The sequence below is a fragment of the Okibacterium sp. AC114 genome (genome assembly GCF_979253355.1).
In genome coordinates this window covers 1570462-1588993 of record NZ_CEEDBR010000001.1, presented here as the reverse complement: position 1 = coordinate 1588993, position 18532 = coordinate 1570462, and the positions used below count along the sequence as shown (strand labels likewise).

Genomic DNA, 18532 nt, shown 5'->3' with positions numbered 1-18532 from the left:
CGACGGACGCCCTAGTGGGCGGCCTCGTTCCAGTTCGCGCCGCGGCCCACCTGCACGTCGAGCGGCACGGCGAGGTCGGCCGCGCCCGCCATGTGTGTGCGCACGATGGTTTCGACATCGTCCCATTCGTCGCCCATGACGTCGAAGATCAATTCGTCGTGCACCTGCATGAGCATGCGGCTGCGCAAACCGCGCTCGGCGAACTCGTCTTCGATGCGGATCATGGCGATCTTCATGATGTCAGCGGCCGAACCCTGGATGGGCGCGTTGAGGGCGGCGCGCTCGGCGTTGTCCCGCAGCACACGGTTGGGGCTCTTGAGCTCGGGGAAGGGACGGCGACGGCCGTAGATGGTTGTCGTGTAGCCGTCGACCTTGGCCTGCTCGACCACGTTGCGCAGGTAGTCGCGCACGGCTCCGAAGCGGGCGAAGTAGTCGGTCATGAGCTGCTTCGCCTCGGACTGGTCGATGCGCAGCTGCTTGGACAGACCGAAGGCGCTGAGACCATACGCCAGCCCGTATGACATGGCCTTGACCTTGCTGCGCATAGCGGAGGTGACATCTTGCGGGTCGACGCCGAAGATGCGCGAACCCACGAAGCGGTGCAGGTCTTCGCCGGCCTGGAACGCCTCGATGAGGCCGGGGTCACCCGAGAGGTGCGCCATGATGCGCATCTCGATCTGCGAATAGTCGGCCGTGAGCAGCGTGTCGTATCCCTCGCCCACCTCGAATGCCTGGCGGATGCGGCGGCCTTCCTCGGTGCGCACGGGGATGTTCTGCAGGTTGGGGTCGGTGGACGACAGGCGGCCCGTGGAGGTGCCCGTCTGCACGTAGCTCGTGTGGATGCGGCCATCGGGTCGGATGGTCTTGTCGAGGGTCTCGACGATCTGACGCAGCTTCGACGCGTCTCGGTGCTGCAGCAGCAGGTCGAGGAACGGGTGCGGGTTGCTGGCCTGCAGATCGGCGAGGGCCCCGGCATCAGTGGAGTAGCCGGTCTTGTTGGCACGCGTCTTGGGCATGCCTAGCTGGTCGAACAAAACCTCTTGTAGCTGCTTGGGTGAGCCGAGGTTGACCTCGCGGCCGATCTCGGCGAACGCCGAGGCGGCGAGCGTGTTCGAGCGCTCGAGCAGTTGTGCCGACAGCTCGCTGAGTTGCGTGTGGTTGACCGCGACGCCGCGCAGTTCCATGGCGGCCAGCACCCGAAGCGTGGGCAGCTCGATCTCACGGAGCACCCGCAGAGAGCCGTCGTCGAGGGCTTCGGTGAGCGGCTCGACCAGGCGCAACACGTACCACGCATCGGTCGCGGCCGAACCCGAGTCTTCGGAGGGGACGAGCTGGTTGGGATCGGTGACAGGCATGGTCTCGCCGAGGCGCCGCGCCACGAGATCGGCCAGGCCCTTCTCGGCCCCACCTGGCTTCAGGAGGTAGGCGGCGAGCTCGGCATCGAACGCCAGGCCGCCGAGAGCCAGACCTGCTCGAGTGAGCGCCTTCAGCTGCGGCTTCGCACCGTAGAGCACCTTGGGAGCTTCGCTCGCGAGCCACGCCTCGAGCGGCGCGTAATCGGCACGCTCCGGGATCCATTCGAGCAGAACCGACTCGGTGGGGGTTGCGACACCGATGCTGACGGGAACGCCATCGACCGTGTGCACCATGAGGCCCAAGCCATCCGGATTGGCCTTTTGGGCCCGAGAAAGCCAGGCGCCCAGCTCTTCGTCGAGAAGGTGCTGCGCGGTCGGAGCCGTTGGCTGTGCCTCGATGACTGCAGCCTCGGCGCTGCCGTCGGAGACGACGCCTTCGAGTTTGAGCACGCGATCGAGCAAGGTGCGGAACTCGAGCCGGGCGAAGATCTCGCGCACGGCCTGCTCTTCGAGCGGCTGCTTGGCGAGCTGGTCGAGCGACACCGGGAGGTCGAGGTCGGTGACGAGCCGGTTGAGCTTGCGGTTGCGCACGGCGTTCTCTTGGTGCTCGCGCAGGCTTTCGCCGACCTTGCCCGTGATCTCATCGGCGTGCGCCAGGATCTCGTCGAGGCTGCCGTACTTCAGCAGCCACTTGACGGCCGTCTTCTCGCCGACCTTGGGGATGCCGGGCAGATTGTCGCTCGTCTCCCCCACCAGGGCCGCGATCTCAGGGTATTGGTGCGGCTCGATTCCGTAACGCTCGAACACCTTCGGCGGGTCGTAGCGCGTGAGATCGGTGACGCCCTGGCGAGACGGGTAGAGCAGCGTGACGTCTTCGTTGACGAGCTGGATGGTGTCTCGATCGCCCGAGACGACCTTCACGTGATAACCCTGGGCGGTGCCCTGAGCCGCCAGCGTGGCCAGGATGTCGTCGGCCTCGAAGTCTTCCTTCGTGATCGTGACGATGTTCATGGCAGCCAGTGCCTCCTGCAGGAGCGGGATCTGACCGATGAACTCGACCGGCGTCTCACCGCGCGTGCCCTTGTAGTCGGGGTATTCCCGCGTGCGGAAGGAGAACCGCGAGATGTCGAAAGCCACCGCGATATGCGTGGGCTTCTCGTTCTTCAACAGGTTCAGCAGCATGGAGATGAAGCCGTGGATGGCATTCGTGTGCTGCCCGTCGCGGGTTTGGAAACTGTCGACCGGCAGCGCGTAGAACGCCCGGAAGGCGAGCGAGTGACCGTCGATGACGAGGAGGGTAGGCTTTTCGATGTCCGACACGAGACCAGCCTACAAGCGCGCACCGACACTGCGCTGGGCTGGTCGGGTGCAGACGACGGCCGACGACGACTGACGAGAGGAACGCGCGTGACCGACGCAACGACATCCCAGGACGACGCCCTCGATTGGGTGCGCGAACGCGGGGCCGGGGCCCTCGCCGAGAAGATGGGGATCGAGTTCCTGGAGTTCGGCATCCAGCGCGCTGTCGCCCGCATGCCCGTCGAAGGAAACACGCAGCCCGCCATGTTGTTGCACGGTGGCGCCTATGTCGTGCTCGGCGAGTCGCTCGGGTCGATGGCCGCCAATCTGCACGCAGGGCCCGGCAAGCTGGCCGTCGGCGTCGACATCAACGCGACGCACACGCGGTCTGCGACGAGTGGTTTCGTCACCGGCGTGTGCACGCCCATTCACCTCGGTCGCAGTGTGACGGTTCACGAGATCGCCGTGGACGACGAGCAAGGGCGTCGCTGCTCCACCATCCGCATCACCAACATGATCAAGGATGCTCCGGCGGCGTCTGCCTGACACCTGCAACGTTTCGCGCAAGCGAGTACCACGAAGGCCCGCGACAGATTCGTCGCGGGCCTTCGTCGTATCGGGCGTGAAAACCCTGCCGTACTTCTTGGCGCTGTACTACGGCGCTGTACTACGGCGCTGTACTACTTCTTGGCGCTGAGCTGCTCGATGATCGCCTGGGCGACATCGTGCATGGTCAGACGGCGATCCATGGAAGCCTTCTGGATCCACCGGAAAGCTTCGGGCTCGGTGAGACCCATCTTTTCGTTGAGGAGGCCTTTGGCGCGATCGACGAGCTTGCGGGTCTCGAAGCGCTCGACCATGTCGGCGACCTCGGCCTCGAGCGTGATGATCTGCTGGTAGCGGCTGAGAGCGATCTCGATGGCGGGCAGCAGGTCGTTGGGCGTGAACGGCTTGACGACATAAGCCAGGGCGCCGGCCTCGCTGGCGCGCTCGACGAGCTCCTTCTGGCTGAAAGCCGTGAGGAGGACGACCGGGGCGATCTGCGCCTTGTTGAGGCGCTCGGCCGCAGAAATGCCGTCGAGTTGGGGCATCTTCACGTCCATGATGACGAGGTCGGGGCGCAGCTCGGTGGCGAGCTGGACGGCGGTCTCGCCATCGCCGGCCTCGCCGACCACCTCGAAACCGTTGTCGCGCAAAATTTCGACGATATCGAGGCGGATGAGGGACTCATCTTCGGCCACGACGACACGGCGGGGGGCTGCTGGAGTTGCTTCTTGCTCAGTCACGCCTAAATCCTACGGTAATCTTGTCGATGTTGTTGTGCGCCGGTGTGGCGGAATGGCAGACGCGGAGCACTCAAAATGCTTTGTTCGAGAGGACGTGTGGGTTCGAGTCCCACCACCGGCACAACCACCCTCCCCGCTGGGGACCCCGTAGGAAAGGGGTAGCCAGCGGGGATTTCATTTGGCCCGGCCCCATCAGCGCCGGAATAATCCGCCAGAATTTCCGACCCTTCGGGGCGCGATCGAAAGAGCAGGCGATGACCGAACAGCGAACCGATTCCTTCGCACAGATCAAGGCCTTGCTGGCCAGGCGGCGCGGCAAGAAGGCGCCCGAGAAGAGGCGACTCGAGGTTTCCGACGTCAATGTCGTCGACAAGGCGATGTTGAAGAAGGCCGTCGGCGGCACCGTGGTGGGCAACACCATGGAGTGGTACGACGTGGGTGTCTACGGCTACCTCGCCGTCATCATGGGGCAGGTCTTCCTCTCCGACGCGCCCAGCAACGTGCAGGTGCTGTTCAGCCTCGGTGTCTTCGCCGTCACGTTCATCGCGCGCCCGCTCGGCGGCGTGATCTTCGGGCGCCTCGGCGATCGTCTCGGCCGCCAGCGCATCCTCGCCATGACGCTCATTTTGATGGCCGCATCCACGTTCCTCATCGGCGTGTTGCCGAATTACGACACCATCGGCTTCTGGGCACCCGTCTTGCTCATCGTGTTGAAGCTCATCCAGGGCTTCTCCACGGGTGGTGAGTATGCGGGGGCCACGACGTTCGTGAGCGAATACGCACCCGACGCACGTCGAGGCTTCTTCGCGAGCATCCTCGACCTCGGAAGTTACTTCGGCTTCGCCATCGGCGCGGGCGTCGTGTCGGTCATGCAACTCATCCTCTCGAGCGAGGACATGGTCGAGTGGGGGTGGCGTCTGCCGTTCCTCGTGGCCGGCCCGCTCGGCGCCATCGCGATCTACTTCCGGTTGAAGATCGAGGAGTCCCCCGCGTTCCAGGCGACGATGGACGCGCAAGAGAACAAAACCGAGGCGGATGTCGCAGCCGAGGGTCCCAAGGGAACTCGCGCGCTCATCCGTGCCTATTGGCGCCAGATCGTGCTCGCCATCGCGCTTGTGGCGGCCGCCAACACGGTCGGTTACGCGCTGACGACCTACATGCCCACGTACCTGACCGATTCGCTGGGCTATGACGCCGTGCACGGCACGCTGTTGACCATCCCCGTGCTCGTGGCGATGTCGCTCTGCATCCCGCTGACCGGTCGTCTCTCCGACCGCATCGGCCGTCGACCCGTGCTCTGGATCGGCGCCGGGAGCACGATCGTCTTGAGCGTTCCCGCCTTCCTGCTGCTCGGTGTCGGCGAGATCTGGTCGACGCTCGCCGGGCTCGCGCTCATCGCCTTCCCTGTGACCTTCTACGTGGCGAACCTGGCGTCGTCGCTGCCCGCCCTGTTCCCCACATCCAGCCGGTATGGCGGCATGGGGATCGCCTACAACGTCGCCGTGGCGATCTTCGGCGGCACCGCCCCGTTCATCATCGAGGGTCTCCTGCAGTGGACCGGCAACGACCTGACGCCGGCCTTCTACCTGATGGCCACGTCCATCGTGGGCGCGATCGCGATCTACTTCATGAAGGAGTCGGCGAAGCGCCCCCTGCCGGGATCGATGCCGAGCGTCGAGACGGACGCCGAGGCACAGGAGCTCGTGGACACGCAGGACACGAACCCGAACATCGATCTCGACGAGCTGCCGTTCCCGGAGAACGCGCGAGCCTGAGGTCTGCTCGCAAGGACGCCCGGTCGTTTCGCACTCGCGTGCGGACGGCCGGGCGTTCGTGCGTGGAAAGCCGTGTGGCGGGTCAGGCGTGCACGCCATCTACGTAGTACCAGTTGCCGCTCTCGCGGACGAAGCGCGACGTCTCGGTCAGGCGGTGCCCGCCCTCGGCATCCCGATAGATGGCGGTGAATCGCACGACGCCGTCGCTGTCGGCAGGCCCGCCCCGCCGAACCTCTTCGATGTCGAGCCGCACCCAGCGGGTGTCATCGTCGAGGTCGATGCCGGTCGGACGGGTGGATGGGTGCCAGGTGCTCAGAAGGTAGCGCTCGAGACTCAACGCGAACGCCGAATAGCGTGACCGCATGAGAGCGACCGCGGTGGGGGCCGTGTGCGCGCCGCCGTGGTAGCGCCCGCAGCACGCGGCATAGACCTCGCCGCTCAGGCACGGGCAGCGGATGTCGGGAGCGATCGTCACTCCCCCATTATCGGTGCTGGGCAACCGCCGCAAGGCACATGCTCGGCCGGGCCGCGTTGGCCGCTGCGGAGTAATCTGGGAGCAGGACCATCGACGGTTCCCACAACGAGAGGAAACCTCATGAGCGACCACCGCGCACAGCCCACGCAAGACGGCCCCCGCATGGATCAGAACGAGACCGACGACGCCGCGAAGGCCGAGGGAATCATTGCTCAGACGGCTCAGGACCTGCCGGGTCAGCCCGACGACATCGTCAAGGAAGCCCTCTCGCAGCGCTTCGAACAGTCGAACGTCGCCGCGACGGACGAAGAGCTCGACGGCCACACCGAAGAGGTCGGCAAGCGCGCGAACGGCGAATAGGCTCCGGCCGGTCAGCGCGCAATGAAGGCGCGGCTCTCCGGGAGAACGACGAAGGCGGGACATCCTCGGATGTCCCGCCTTCGTCGTTGACAGCGTTAGTTCTTGGCGTAGGCCGGAGCCGCCTCGTGGTGGGCGTCGCCCACCTTGTGCACGCGCATGTCGTTGGTGGAGCCGGCGATTCCGGGAGGGGAACCCGAGATCACGACGACCTTGTCACCGACGTTGGCGCGCTTCTTGGCGAGGATCTCGTCGTCGACCTGGCCGAACATGGCGTCGGTGTGGGAGACGGGTTCGACCAGGATGCTCTCGACGCCCCAGATGAGCGACATGCGACGTCGGATCGCCTCGTCGGGTGTGAAGCCCAGCACGGGGATCTGCGAACGCAGGCGCGTCATCCGACGCACGGAGTCGCCCGATTCGGTGAAGACGCAGAGGAACTTGGCCTCGACGAAGTCGGCGACCTCCGCAGCGGCCAGCGTGATGGCGCCACCCTGCGTGCGCGGCTTGGTGCCGAGCGGGGCGATGCGGTCGAGACCGTGGATCTCGGTGGACTCGACGATCTTCGCCATCGTCTCGACCGTGATCACGGGGAATTCACCCACGCTGGTCTCGCCCGAGAGCATGACGGCGTCGGCACCATCGAGGACGGCGTTCGCGACATCCGACGTCTCGGCACGCGTCGGACGCGGCGAGCTGATCATCGACTCGAGCATCTGCGTGGCGACGATGACGGGCTTGGCCATGCGGCGGCACAGCTCGACGGCGCGCTTCTGCACGATCGGCACGGCCTCGAGGGGAAGCTCGACACCGAGGTCACCACGGGCGACCATGATGCCGTCGAAGGCGTCGATGATCTCTTCGAGGTTGTCGACGGCCTGCGGCTTCTCGATCTTGGCGATGACGGGAATCTTGCGACCCTCTTCGGCCATGATCTCGTGCACGCGGACGATGTCGGAGGCGTTGCGGACGAAGGACAGCGCGATGAAGTCGGCACCGAGCTTGAGGCCCCAGCGGAGGTCGGCCTCGTCCTTGTCGCTCAGGGCGGGAACGTTGACGGCGACACCCGGCAGGTTGATGCCCTTGTTGTTGGACACGGGGCCCGGGACGACGACCTCGGTCGTGACGACCGTTCCGTCGGTCTCGAGCACGCGCAGCGTGACCTTGCCGTCGTCGATGAGGAGCGGGTCACCGGGCTTGACGTCGTTGGGCAGGCCCTTGAACGTGGTGCCGGAGATCTCCTTGTTGCCGATGATGTCTTCGATGGTGATCTTGAAGATGTCACCTTCGGCCAGGTGGTAGGGGCCACCCTCGAACTTGCCGAGGCGGATCTTCGGCCCCTGGAGGTCGACCAGAACGGCGACGGGCTTGCCGGCATCGGCAGCGGCCTTACGCACGTTGGCGTACACGGCCTCGTGGACGTCGTAGCTTCCGTGGCTGAGGTTCATACGCGCCACGTCGACGCCGGCATCGATGATGGCTCTGATGTTCTCATAGCTCGATGTTGCCGGTCCGAGGGTTGCGACGATCTTGGCTCGTCTCATACTGGGGTTTCTCCGTGCTTCTGCGCCGAAGCGGCGCGTCTGGCTGCTGGGGTGGGTGGCGATCGCGAACGACCGCCGGGGAAAGTCTAGAGCGAGATGGCCCGGTCCGTCGGCCTGACCGGTGCGGGGAGCTCGGTTTCGCCCTCGAGGTAGCGGTCGACCGCCGCGGCGGCCGCGCGGCCTTCGGCGATGGCCCAGACGATGAGCGACTGCCCACGACCGGCGTCACCGGCCACGAATACGCCCTCTTCGCTCGTCTGGTAGTCGTCGCCGCGGCCCACGTTGCCGCGGCCGTCGAAGGGAACGCCGAGCTGGTCACCCAGCTGGTCGCTCTCGGGGCCCGTGAAGCCGAGTGCGAGGAGCACCAGGTCGGCCGGGATCTCGCGTTCGGTGCCCGATTTCGGCACGCGACGTCCGTCGACGAACTCGGTCTCGGCCACACGGATGGCGCGCAACTCGCCCGCGGCGTTCGGCAAGAATTCAACCGTCGATACGAGGTATTCACGCGAGCCGCCCTCTTCGTGGGCGCTGGCGACCTCGAAGAGCGTTGGCATCATGGGCCAGGGCTGGGCGTCGGTGCGCTCAGACGGGGGCTGCGTGCCGATCGCCAGGTTGGTGACCGAGGCCGCTCCCTGGCGGTGGGCCGTGCCGATGCAGTCGGCGCCGGTGTCGCCGCCGCCGAGGACCACGACATGCTTGTCCTCGGCCGTGATCTGGTCGGCCACGTCGTCGCCCGCACCGACCTTGTTGGCCTGGACGAGGTATTCCATGGCGAAGTGCACGCCGGGCAAATCGCGCCCGGGGATGGGCAGGTCACGCGGCACCATGGCGCCCGTGGCGACGACGACGGCGTCGTAGCGCGCCTTCAATTCGTCCCATGTGATATCGACGCCGATGTTGACGCCGGCACGGAAACGCGTGCCCTCGTCGGTCATCTGCTTGAGGCGCGCGTCGAGGTGCTTCTTCTCCATCTTGAAGTCGGGGATGCCGTAGCGCAGCAGTCCGCCGATGCGGTTGTCGCGCTCGTAGACGGCCACGGTGTGTCCGGCGCGCGTCAGCTGCTGGGCGGCGGCGAGGCCGGCGGGGCCCGAACCGACGACCGCGACGGTCTTGCCCGTGAGGCGCTCCGGCGGGTGGGAGTCGACCCAGCCGTTGGCGAACGCCTGGTCGATGATCGAGACCTCGACCTGCTTGATGGTCACGGCCGGCTGGTTGATGCCGAGCACGCACGACGATTCGCACGGGGCCGGGCACAGGCGACCCGTGAACTCGGGGAAGTTGTTCGTGGCGTGCAGGCGCTCGATCGCGTCGCGGCCCTCGCCACGCCAGGTGAGGTCGTTCCACTCGGGAATCAGGTTGCCGAGCGGGCAGCCCTGGTGGCAGAACGGGATGCCGCAGTCCATGCAGCGCCCGGCCTGACGACGCACCTGGGCGGGGTCATTCTGCTCGTAAACCTCTTTCCAGTCCATGAGTCGGACAGGAACGGGGCGACGTTTCGGCAGTTCGCGTTCCGTGACTTTGAGGAAGCCTTTCGGGTCAGCCACCGGTTACCTCCATGATCCGGCCCCACACGATGTCGCCGTCGGGGTCGAGACCCTCGCGCTCGGCGTCTTCGCGCGTCTGCAGCACGGCTGCATAATCGCGGGGCAATACTTTGACGAATTTCTGTGCCGTGGCATCGAAGTCGGCGAGCAGGCGCGCGGCCAGCTCGGACTCCGTCTCGGCGTGGTGGCGCTCCAGCAGGTCGCGCACGATGGCGACATCCGCGGAGCCGAGGGGCAGCAGGTGCAATTCGCCGCTCTCGAGCGATTGCGTGTTGACGTTCTGCGGGTCGAGGTCGAACACATAGGCCGTGCCGCCCGACATCCCGGCGCCCAGGTTGCGGCCCGTCGGGCCCAGGATGAGCGCGAGCCCACCGGTCATGTATTCGAGCGCGTGGTCGCCGACACCCTCGGCCACCGCGGTGGCGCCCGAGTTGCGGACCAGGAAGCGCTCGCCCACGATGCCGTTCAGGAACAGGCTGCCCTGCGTGGCGCCGTAGCCGATGACGTTTCCGGCGATGACGTTCTCCGAGGGCACGAAGGCACTCCCCTGCGGGGCGCGGACGATGATCTTGCCACCGGAGAGACCCTTGCCCACGTAGTCGTTCGAGTCGCCGTGCAAGCGGAGCGTGATGCCGGAGGGCATGAACGCCCCGAACGATTGACCGGCCGAACCGCTCAGAACGACCTCGATCGAGTCCTCGGGCAGGCCATGCTCGCCGTGGCGCACCGTGACTTCGTGGCCGAGCATGGTGCCGACGGCGCGCTCGGTGTTGCGGATGGGCAACTCGATGCGCACCTGGCCGCCGTTCTCGAGCACGTCGTGGCTGCGGCGGATCAGTTCGACATCGAAATGCTTGTCGAGCTCGTGATCCTGGTTGCGGGCGTGCGTGCGCGGCTCGTCTTCGTCGAAGTCGGGGCCGACGAGGATGGGTGCGAGGTCCATTCCGGACGCCTTCCAGTGGTGCAAAGCATCCTGGATGTCGAGCATCTCGTTGTGGCCGACGGCCTCCTCGATCGAGCGGAACCCGAGGGCGGCGAGGTATTCGCGCACCTCCTGGGCGATGAACTCGAAGAAGGTCACGACGAATTCGGGTTTGCCGTTGAAGCGTTCGCGCAGAACGGGGTTCTGCGTCGCGACGCCGACCGGGCACGTGTCGAGGTGACACACGCGCATCATGATGCAACCTTCGACGATGAGCGGCGCGGTCGCGAAACCGAACTCCTCGGCGCCGAGCAGGGCACCGATGATGACGTCGCGGCCGGTCTTCATCTGACCGTCGACCTGCACGACCACGCGGTCGCGCATGCCGTTGAGCATGAGGGTCTGCTGCGTTTCGGCGAGGCCCAGCTCCCACGGTGTTCCCGCGTGCTTGAGGGAGTTGAGGGGGCTCGCGCCCGTGCCGCCGTCGTGCCCCGACACCAGGATGACATCGCTCAACGCCTTGGCCACGCCGGCCGCGACCGCGCCGATGCCCGACTGGCTGACGAGCTTGGTGTGGATGCGCGCGGACGGGTTGGCCCGCTTCAGGTCGAAGATGAGCTGCTTGAGGTCTTCGATCGAATAGATGTCGTGGTGCGGGGGCGGCGAGATGAGGCCGACGCCGGCGGTCGCGTGACGCGTGCGGGCAACCCAGGGGTAGACCTTGGCCGGCGGCAGCTGGCCACCCTCGCCGGGCTTGGCACCCTGCGCGAGCTTGATCTGGATGTCATCCGCGTGGGTCAGGTACATGCTCGTGACGCCGAAACGACCCGAGGCGACCTGCTTGATGGCACTGCGACGCGTGGGGTCGAGCAGACGGTCGACGTCTTCACCGCCCTCACCCGTGTTGGACTTCGCGCCCAGCTGGTTCATGGCGATCGCGAGCGTCTCGTGCGCCTCTTTCGAGATCGAGCCGTAACTCATGGCACCCGTGGAGAAACGCTTGACGATCGACTCGACCGGTTCGACCTCGTCGAGGGGCACGGGCGGACGCTTGCCGTCGGCGAACCGGAACATGCCGCGCAGGGTCATGAGTTCGGAGGCCTGGCCGTCGATCATCGACGTGTACTCGCGGAAGATGTCGTAGCGCCGGTTGCGCGTGGAGTGCTGCAGGCGGAACACCGTGTCGGGGTTGAAGAGGTGGGGTGAGCCATCCCGACGCCACTGGTATTCGCCACCCGTTTCGAGGCGCTCGTGCGAGTGCTCGGCCGTGTTGTGCGGGTAGGCGACGCGGTGGCGACGCAGGTTCTCTTCGGCGATGACGTCGATGCCCACACCGCCGAGCTTCGTCTCGGTGCCCGTGAAGTAGGCGTCGATGAAGTCGGGGGCGAGACCGACGGCCTCGAACGTCTGGGCGCCGGCGTAGGAGGACACGGTGGAGATGCCCATCTTGGACATGATCTTCAGCACGCCTTTGCCGAGCGCGTAGATCACGTTCTTGACGGCCTTCTCGGGCGTGACGCCCTCGATCATGCCGCTGCGCACGAGATGCTCGCAGCTCTCCATGGCCAGGTAGGGGTTCACGGCCGACGCGCCATAGCCGATCAGCAGGGCGACGTGGTGAACCTCGCGCACATCGCCGGCCTCGACGATGATGCCCACCTTCATGCGGTTCTCGGCGCGGATGAGGTGGTGGTGAACCGCCGCCATCATGAGCAGTGACGGGATGGGGGCCAGGTCGCGGTTGGAGTCGCGGTCGGAGAGCACGATGAAGCTGGCGCCCTCGTTGATCGCCACATCGACCTCGTGGCACATCTCGGTGAGCCGGTCGCGCAGGGCGTCCGGGCCGTCTTCGACGCGGTAGAGGCCACGCACCGTGTATGTCATGCGCGAACCGGCCGTCGGGTCGATGTGCTGCACCTTGGCGAGCTCGTCGTTGTCGATGACCGGGAAGTCGAGCACGACCTGGCGCGCGTGCTCGGGGCCCCACGACAAGAGGTTGCGCTCGGGTCCGAGGCCGAGCTTCAGCGACGTGACGACCTCCTCGCGGATGCTGTCGAGGGGCGGGTTGGTGACCTGCGCGAACTGCTGAACGAAGTAGTCGAACAGCAGGCGGGGGCGCTTCGAGAGCACTGCGATGGGCGTGTCAGAGCCCATGGCACCGAGCGGCTCCGCGCCGTTCTTACCCATGGGGGTCAGCAGGATGCGCACCTCTTCTTCGGTGTAGCCGAAGGTGCGCTGGCGGCGCGTGATGGAGGCGGGCGTGTGCACGATGTGCTCGCGCTCGGGCAAATCTTTCAGGTGGATGCGGCCGTTGTCGAGCCACTCCCCCCAGGGCTGCGCGGCGGCGAGGGATGTCTTGATCTCGTCGTCCTCGATGAGGCGACCGGCCTCGGTGTCGACGAGGAACATGCGGCCGGGGCGCAGACGTCCCTTGCGCTTGATGCGCGACGGGTCGACCTCGAGCACGCCGATCTCGCTGCCGAGGACGATGAGCCCGTCGGTGGTCTCGAGCCAGCGCCCGGGGCGCAGACCGTTGCGGTCGAGCGTGGCTCCGACGAGCGTGCCGTCGGTGAAGGTGAGGGCGGCCGGACCGTCCCACGGCTCCATCTGCATGCTGTTGAACTCGTAGAAGTCGCGCAGCTCGTCGTCGAGACCGTTCTGCTTCTCCCACGCCTCGGGAACCATCATCATCATGGCGTGCGGGAGCGAACGACCCGTGAGGGTGAGGAGTTCGAGCACCTCGTCGAACGAGGCCGAGTCGCTGGCGCCGGGCGTGATGATGGGCAGCAGCGGGCGGATGTCGCCGATCAACTCGGATTCGAGCTGGGACTGCCGCGCGCGCATCCAGTTGCGGTTGCCCTGCACGGTGTTGATCTCGCCGTTGTGCGCCATCATGCGGAGCGGCTGGGCGAGGCGCCAGGACGGGAACGTGTTGGTCGAGTAGCGCGAGTGCACGATGGCGAGCTTCGACGCGAAGCGCTCGTCGGACAGGTCCGGGTAGAACGGTTCGAGCTGCAGCGTCGTGACCATGCCCTTGTAGACGAGGGTGCGGCTCGACAGCGAGATGAAGTAGGCGTCGAGTTCGCGCTCGGCGCGCTTGCGCAGGCGGTAGGTCTGGCGGTCGAGGGCGATGCCCGCGAGGGTCTGACCGTCGTGGTCGTGGTAGCGGCTCGCGACGAACAGCTGCTCGACCACCGGCATGGCCTTGCGCGCCAACTTGCCGAGGTTGTCGGGGTCGGTGGGCACGAGGCGCCAGCCGAGCACGTCGAGGTTCTCGGAGTCGGCGATGGCCTCTATGTCGGTCTTGAGCTGACCCCGAGCGTGCTCGTCGAGCGGCAGGAACGCGAGGCCGACGGCGTAGTGGCCCATTTCGGGCAGCTCGAAGTCGGTGACCGCGCGCAGGAACTCGTCGGGGATCTGCGTCAGGATGCCGGCGCCGTCACCCGTTCCCGCGTCGGAGCCGATGGCCCCGCGGTGCTCGAGGTTGCGCAACGAATCGAGGGCGGCATCGATGATGTCGTGCCCGGGTGTGCCGCGCAGCGTTGCCACCATGGCGAGACCGCAGGCGTCTTTCTCGTGCCGCGGGTTGTACATGCCCTGTTGGGCCGGCACCTGCGAGAAAGTGTGTGATGTGGGGGAATGCGTCATAACTGACCGTCCTCACGACAAGGGAGAAACAACCGGAGGGACGCCTGTGGCCCGCCGAAGGGACGTGGCACCGCATCAGAGTGGTGCCTCGGGAAGGGGATCGGGGTGAACCTAACCGTTATTTGTGTGAGCCTGTCGTGCTTGTGGCAACGGCTGCGTCCGAATCCGGCTTCGTGTCTTCAGGCTCGCTGAGATCGACATATCCCGCATCGGTGTTCTTGGAGTCTACCCCAGCGGCGGTCGCGTTGAATTCGCGGCCGGCAACGTAGGCGCTCGGCTCGAGACCCGTGTGTCGACGCGACTGCACGACGAAGATCAGGATGCCCGCGACGACGGCGAAGATGGCCGCCCAGACGTTGACGCGCAAACCGAAGAAGATCTCGGACGGGTCGATGCGGATCGACTCCCAGACGATGCGGCCGAGGCCGTACCAGATCAGGTAGACGGCGATGACCTTGCCCCACTGCAGGCCGAGTTTGCGCTCGAGCAACAGGATGACGGCGACGCCCAGCAGGTTCCAGATGACCTCGTAGGCGAACGTGGGCTGGAAGAGCGTGCCGTCGGGCAGGCCGATCGGGTAGGCCGGGTTGGAGCTCTCGATCTCGAGGCCCCACCATCCGTTCGTCGGGGTGCCGAAGAGCTCGTGGTTGAAGTAGTTGCCGAAGCGGCCGAAAGCCTGCGCGAGCAGGAGACCCGGCGCCAGGGCATCCGCAAACGTCCAGAAGCGCAGGCCCAGAACGCGGCAACCGATGTACGCGCCGATGGCACCACCGATGAGCGCACCGAAGATGGCGATGCCGCCTTCCCAGATGGCGATGACCTTCCACAGCTCGGCACCCGGGAAGAAGTAGTCGTTGGGATGCGTGAGCACGTGGAAGATGCGCGCTCCGACGATGCCGAACGGAACCGTCCACAGGATCATGTCGAGGATGATGCCGCGTTCGGCGCCGCGCTTGTTGAGGCGGTGGTTCGTCAAGAGTGCGGCCGCGATGATGCCGGCGAGGATGCACAGAGCGTAGAAGTGGATCTGCAGCGGCCCGACCTGGAAGTAGCTGACGGAGGGACTCGGGATGCTCAGCGGGAGGTTCACCTAGCTCTGCACCTTTCGGGAAGTGTTCGTGGGTTGTGCGGGATCAACTCTACTGGCAGAGCATTGGCGAGGATGACGGGTCAGCGACCGCGGTAGGTGCCCTCGGAGAGTTCGCGGGCGACCTCGGCCACACGGGCGACTCCCCCGTCGGCCAGAGCTTTCACGAGGGCGGACCCGACGATGGCGCCGTCGGCGTATTCGTTGACTTCGCGCACCTGCTCGGCCGTGGAGATGCCGAGGCCCACGCACGTGTTCTCGACGCCGGCTTCGCGCAGTCGCTCGACGAGCGTGCGGGCGGCCTGGTCGACATCGCTGCGGGCACCCGTGATGCCCATGGTAGAGACGGCGTAGACGAAGCCGCGGCTGGCGTCGATGGCCTGACGGAGTCGCTCGTCGGACGAGGAGGGCGCCGCGAGGAAGACACGGTCGAGCCCCGTGCGGGCGGACGCATCGATCCACTCGCCGCCCTCGTCGGGGACGAGGTCGGGTGTGATCAAGCCGGCGCCGCCGGACTCGACGAGGTCGTCGGCGAAGCGCTCCACGCCGTATTGCACGACGGGGTTCCAGTACGTCATGAGGAGGACCGGGGTGTCGACCTCCTGAGTGATGCGCCGCACGGCCTCGAAACCATCGCGCAGGCGGAAGCCGTTGGCGAGGGCCTGTTGCGTGGCGGCCTGGATGACCGGTCCGTCCATGACGGGGTCGGAGTATGGCAGCCCGAGCTCGATCACGTCGACGCCGTTGCGGGCGATGGCGATGGCCGCCTCGACGCTGTCATCGATGGTGGGGAAGCCGGCCGGCAGGTAGCCGATGAGGGCACCGCGGTCTTCGTCCCGACGTTTCTGCAGGGCGGTAGCGACGGCGCTCACGATTGTTCGGCTCCTTGGTCGATGAGGTCGAAGTAGCGACCGGCGGTTTCCATGTCTTTGTCGCCGCGGCCCGAGAGGTTGATCAGGATGACGGCTTCGGGCCCGAGTTCGCGACCGAGCTTGAGCGCCCCCGCGAGGGCGTGGGCCGACTCGATGGCGGGGATGATGCCCTCGGTGCGGCTCAAGAGGCGCAGAGCCGACATGGCCTCGGCGTCGGTGATCGGACGGTAGTTGGCCCGGCCGATGCTCGACAGCCAGGAGTGCTCGGGGCCGACGCCCGGGTAGTCGAGGCCCGCGGAGATCGAGTGGGACTCGACCGTCTGACCGTCTTCGTCTTGCAGCAGGAAGCTGCGGGCACCGTGCAGAACTCCGGGGCGACCCTTGGTGATGGTTGCGGCGTGGCGAGGCGTCTCGGCGCCGTCACCGGCGGCTTCGTAACCCCACAGGCTCACGTCTTCGTCGTCGAGGAAGGCATGGAAGATGCCCATGGCGTTGGAACCACCGCCGACGCAGGCGACGACCGCGGTCGGCAGCGCGCCCGTGAGGGACAGCACCTGCTCGCGGGCCTCTTCGCCGATGATCTTCTGCAGATCGCGCACCATCTCGGGGAACGGGTGCGGACCGGCGACCGTTCCGAAGATGTAGTTGGTGTCTTCGACGTTGGTGACCCAGTCACGCATGGCGTCGTTGATGGCGTCTTTCAACGTGCGGGAACCTGTGTTGACGGCCACGACCTCAGCGCCGAGTAGGCGCATGCGGGCCACGTTGAGCGCCTGGCGCTCGGTGTCGACCTCGCCCATGTAGATGACGCAGTCGAGGCCGAACAGGGCAGCAGCTGTTGCCGTGGCGACGCCGTGCTGGCCGGCGCCGGTCTCGGCGATGACGCGCGTCTTGCCGATGCGCTTCGTGAGCAGGGCCTGGCCGAGGACGTTGTTGATCTTGTGCGAGCCCGTGTGGTTGAGGTCTTCGCGCTTCAGGATGATGCGCGCTCCCCCGGCGTGCTCGGCGAAACGCGGCACCTCGGTGATGAGCGACGGGCGCCCGACATAGGTGGCGAAGAGTTCGTCGAGCTCGGCCTGGAAGGCGGGGTCGATCTTCGCCTGCTCCCACGCCTCGGTCAGTTCATCGAGCGCCGCGACGAGCGATTCGGGCACGTACCGCCCGCCGAAGTCGCCGAAGTAGGGGCCGGTCTGCTGCCGAAGTGCCATGGTCTATACCGCCAAGAATTGCGTGAGAGTGGAAATAGGGTCGCCCGTGACGAGTGCTTCGCCCACGAGGACGACGTCGGCGCCGTCGGCGCGATAGCGTGCGACGTCGGCCGGATGGAGCACCGCGGACTCCGCGACTTTGATGACGCCGTCGGGGATGCGCGGCGCGAGTGTGCCGAAGAGGGACTGGTCGAGCTCGAACGTGCTGAGGTTGCGCGCGTTGACACCGATGACGTCGGCACCGATCTCGAGCGCGCGGTCGAGTTCTTCGGCCGAGTGGGTCTCCACGAGTGCCGTCATGCCCAGCTCGCCGACGAGCGCGTAGAGCTCGGCGAGTTCGGTCTGGCCGAGGCCGGCGACGATGAGGAGGACGAGGTCGGCCCGGGCGGCACGCGCCTCGAACACCTGGTAGGGCTGCGAGATGAAGTCCTTGCGCAGCACCGGAATCGACACGCGCTGGCGCACGGCCCGCAGGTCGTCGAGCGAACCTTTGAACTTGCGGCCCTCGGTGAGCACGCTGATGGCGCTGGCGCCGCCCTCTTCGTAGGCCGAAGCGAGCAGGGCGGGGTCGGGGATGTCGGCGAGGTCGCCGCGAGACGGGCTCGCGCGTTTGACCTCGGCGATGATCTTGACGCGGGGGCCTCCGCGAAGCGCCTCGACGGCGTCGAGGGCGGCAGGCTGATCGAGAGCCTCGGCCTCGACGGCCGCGAGCGGAATGACCGCGCGACGCGCATCGGCGTCTTCAGCTGCGCCGGCCATGAGGTCGGCGAGCACGATCAGTGACCTTTCGAGGTGTACTTGGCGCCGCCGACGCCGTAGCCCATTTTCGCGAGGATGGGCCAGAGCAGGGCACCGATCAGGACGACGCCCGCGGAGATGACCACGTAGAGGGGCATGTCGAGGACGAAGAACAGGGTTCCCACGGCGAACGCGACGAGCATCACCGTCACCGAGATCCAGGCGGCCGGAGAGTGGCCGTGTCCCATATCAATTGACTCGCTGCTCATGAAACTCCTTCATCGATGATTGCGCGATCTACTCTACCGGCTGTGAAACGGGGGTGAGACGAGTGACGCGAGGTGTGGGGAAAGTCGGACGCCGGGGCCTGTGGAGAACGCGCAGCATCCGTGCCTGGACGCCGTCTTGTTACACGGACGAGT

The 18532-nt window shown here is 66.4% G+C and carries 14 protein-coding genes and 1 tRNA gene; 4 read left to right on the top strand and 11 right to left on the bottom strand.

Annotated elements, in window-relative coordinates; translation table 11 throughout:
- Nucleotides 1-11 precede the first annotated feature (11 nt).
- Complete coding sequence (polA, locus tag ACZ6IE_RS07560; protein WP_464607425.1) at nucleotides 12-2675, bottom strand: DNA polymerase I; 2664 nt, start codon at nucleotides 2673-2675, stop codon at nucleotides 12-14.
- Between the two features lie 165 nt (nucleotides 2676-2840).
- Here polA and ACZ6IE_RS07555 point away from each other — a divergent pair, with 165 nt between their 5' ends.
- Nucleotides 2841-3200: a hotdog fold thioesterase gene (locus ACZ6IE_RS07555; protein ID WP_464608606.1), complete on the top strand. Its 360-nt coding sequence runs from the start codon at nucleotides 2841-2843 to the stop codon at nucleotides 3198-3200.
- Nucleotides 3201-3334: 134 nt separating this feature from the next.
- Here the strand turns inward: ACZ6IE_RS07555 and ACZ6IE_RS07550 are convergent, their stop codons facing one another.
- Nucleotides 3335-3940, bottom strand: coding sequence for an ANTAR domain-containing response regulator (locus tag ACZ6IE_RS07550; RefSeq protein ID WP_077053202.1), 606 nt, complete (start codon nucleotides 3938-3940; stop codon nucleotides 3335-3337).
- Between the two features lie 38 nt (nucleotides 3941-3978).
- Here ACZ6IE_RS07550 and ACZ6IE_RS07545 point away from each other — a divergent pair.
- Nucleotides 3979-4061 (top strand) — tRNA-Leu (locus tag ACZ6IE_RS07545).
- A 133-nt stretch (nucleotides 4062-4194) separates the two neighbouring features.
- Nucleotides 4195-5715, top strand: coding sequence for an MFS transporter (locus tag ACZ6IE_RS07540; RefSeq protein ID WP_464607424.1), 1521 nt, complete (start codon nucleotides 4195-4197; stop codon nucleotides 5713-5715).
- An 82-nt stretch (nucleotides 5716-5797) separates the two neighbouring features.
- On the opposite strand, the gene ACZ6IE_RS07535 is transcribed toward ACZ6IE_RS07540, so the two are convergent.
- Nucleotides 5798-6184 (bottom strand): YchJ family protein, encoded by a 387-nt coding sequence (locus ACZ6IE_RS07535; RefSeq protein ID WP_464608605.1) that lies wholly within the window; start codon nucleotides 6182-6184, stop codon nucleotides 5798-5800.
- 126 nt (nucleotides 6185-6310) lie between these two features.
- On the opposite strand from ACZ6IE_RS07535, the gene ACZ6IE_RS07530 reads away from it, so the two are divergent.
- Nucleotides 6311-6550 carry a hypothetical protein gene (locus tag ACZ6IE_RS07530; RefSeq protein ID WP_077053204.1) on the top strand — a complete coding sequence of 80 codons (240 nt, stop codon included), beginning with the start codon at nucleotides 6311-6313 and terminating at the stop codon, nucleotides 6548-6550.
- Nucleotides 6551-6645: 95 nt separating this feature from the next.
- On the opposite strand, the gene pyk is transcribed toward ACZ6IE_RS07530, so the two are convergent.
- The 8 genes from pyk to ACZ6IE_RS07490 all read right to left on the bottom strand — a co-directional run bounded on the left by pyk (nucleotide 6646) and on the right by ACZ6IE_RS07490 (nucleotide 18379).
- Nucleotides 6646-8091, bottom strand: coding sequence for a pyruvate kinase (gene pyk, locus ACZ6IE_RS07525; RefSeq protein ID WP_464607423.1), 1446 nt, complete (start codon nucleotides 8089-8091; stop codon nucleotides 6646-6648).
- An 86-nt stretch (nucleotides 8092-8177) separates the two neighbouring features.
- Entirely contained in the window at nucleotides 8178-9635 is a 1458-nt protein-coding gene (locus ACZ6IE_RS07520; RefSeq protein WP_079727583.1) for a glutamate synthase subunit beta, read from the bottom strand.
- The gene (gene gltB / locus ACZ6IE_RS07515) at nucleotides 9628-14205 is read right to left on the bottom strand and encodes a glutamate synthase large subunit (protein WP_464607422.1); all 4578 of its coding nucleotides are present in this window, start codon (nucleotides 14203-14205) and stop codon (nucleotides 9628-9630) included. Before gltB ends, ACZ6IE_RS07520 begins: the two co-directional genes overlap by 8 nt.
- A gap of 118 nt (nucleotides 14206-14323) precedes the next feature.
- The gene (gene lgt, locus ACZ6IE_RS07510) at nucleotides 14324-15295 is read right to left on the bottom strand and encodes a prolipoprotein diacylglyceryl transferase (protein WP_464607421.1); all 972 of its coding nucleotides are present in this window, start codon (nucleotides 15293-15295) and stop codon (nucleotides 14324-14326) included.
- Nucleotides 15296-15375: 80 nt separating this feature from the next.
- Complete coding sequence (trpA, locus tag ACZ6IE_RS07505) at nucleotides 15376-16164, bottom strand: tryptophan synthase subunit alpha (RefSeq protein ID WP_083709442.1); 789 nt, start codon at nucleotides 16162-16164, stop codon at nucleotides 15376-15378.
- Nucleotides 16161-17372 carry a tryptophan synthase subunit beta gene (trpB, locus tag ACZ6IE_RS07500; protein WP_464607420.1) on the bottom strand — a complete coding sequence of 404 codons (1212 nt, stop codon included), beginning with the start codon at nucleotides 17370-17372 and terminating at the stop codon, nucleotides 16161-16163. The genes trpA and trpB overlap by 4 nt, the downstream gene beginning before the upstream one ends.
- 3 nt (nucleotides 17373-17375) lie before the next feature.
- Complete coding sequence (gene trpC / locus ACZ6IE_RS07495; RefSeq protein WP_464607419.1) at nucleotides 17376-18146, bottom strand: indole-3-glycerol phosphate synthase TrpC; 771 nt, start codon at nucleotides 18144-18146, stop codon at nucleotides 17376-17378.
- A gap of 2 nt (nucleotides 18147-18148) precedes the next feature.
- Nucleotides 18149-18379 (bottom strand): DUF6704 family protein, encoded by a 231-nt coding sequence (locus ACZ6IE_RS07490; RefSeq protein ID WP_464607418.1) that lies wholly within the window; start codon nucleotides 18377-18379, stop codon nucleotides 18149-18151.
- Nucleotides 18380-18532: the final 153 nt, after the last annotated feature.

Coding starts and splice junctions, on each gene's coding strand:
- ACZ6IE_RS07555 (WP_464608606.1), top strand. CDS start 2,841: ATGGGGATCGAGTTCCTGGAGTTCGGCATCCAGCGCGCTGTCGCCCGC.
- ACZ6IE_RS07540 (WP_464607424.1), top strand. CDS start 4,195: ATGACCGAACAGCGAACCGATTCCTTCGCACAGATCAAGGCCTTGCTG.
- ACZ6IE_RS07530 (WP_077053204.1), top strand. CDS start 6,311: ATGAGCGACCACCGCGCACAGCCCACGCAAGACGGCCCCCGCATGGAT.
- pyk (WP_464607423.1), bottom strand. CDS start 8,091: ATGAGACGAGCCAAGATCGTCGCAACCCTCGGACCGGCAACATCGAGC.
- gltB (WP_464607422.1), bottom strand. CDS start 14,205: ATGACGCATTCCCCCACATCACACACTTTCTCGCAGGTGCCGGCCCAA.
- trpB (WP_464607420.1), bottom strand. CDS start 17,372: ATGGCACTTCGGCAGCAGACCGGCCCCTACTTCGGCGACTTCGGCGGG.
- ACZ6IE_RS07490 (WP_464607418.1), bottom strand. CDS start 18,379: ATGAGCAGCGAGTCAATTGATATGGGACACGGCCACTCTCCGGCCGCC.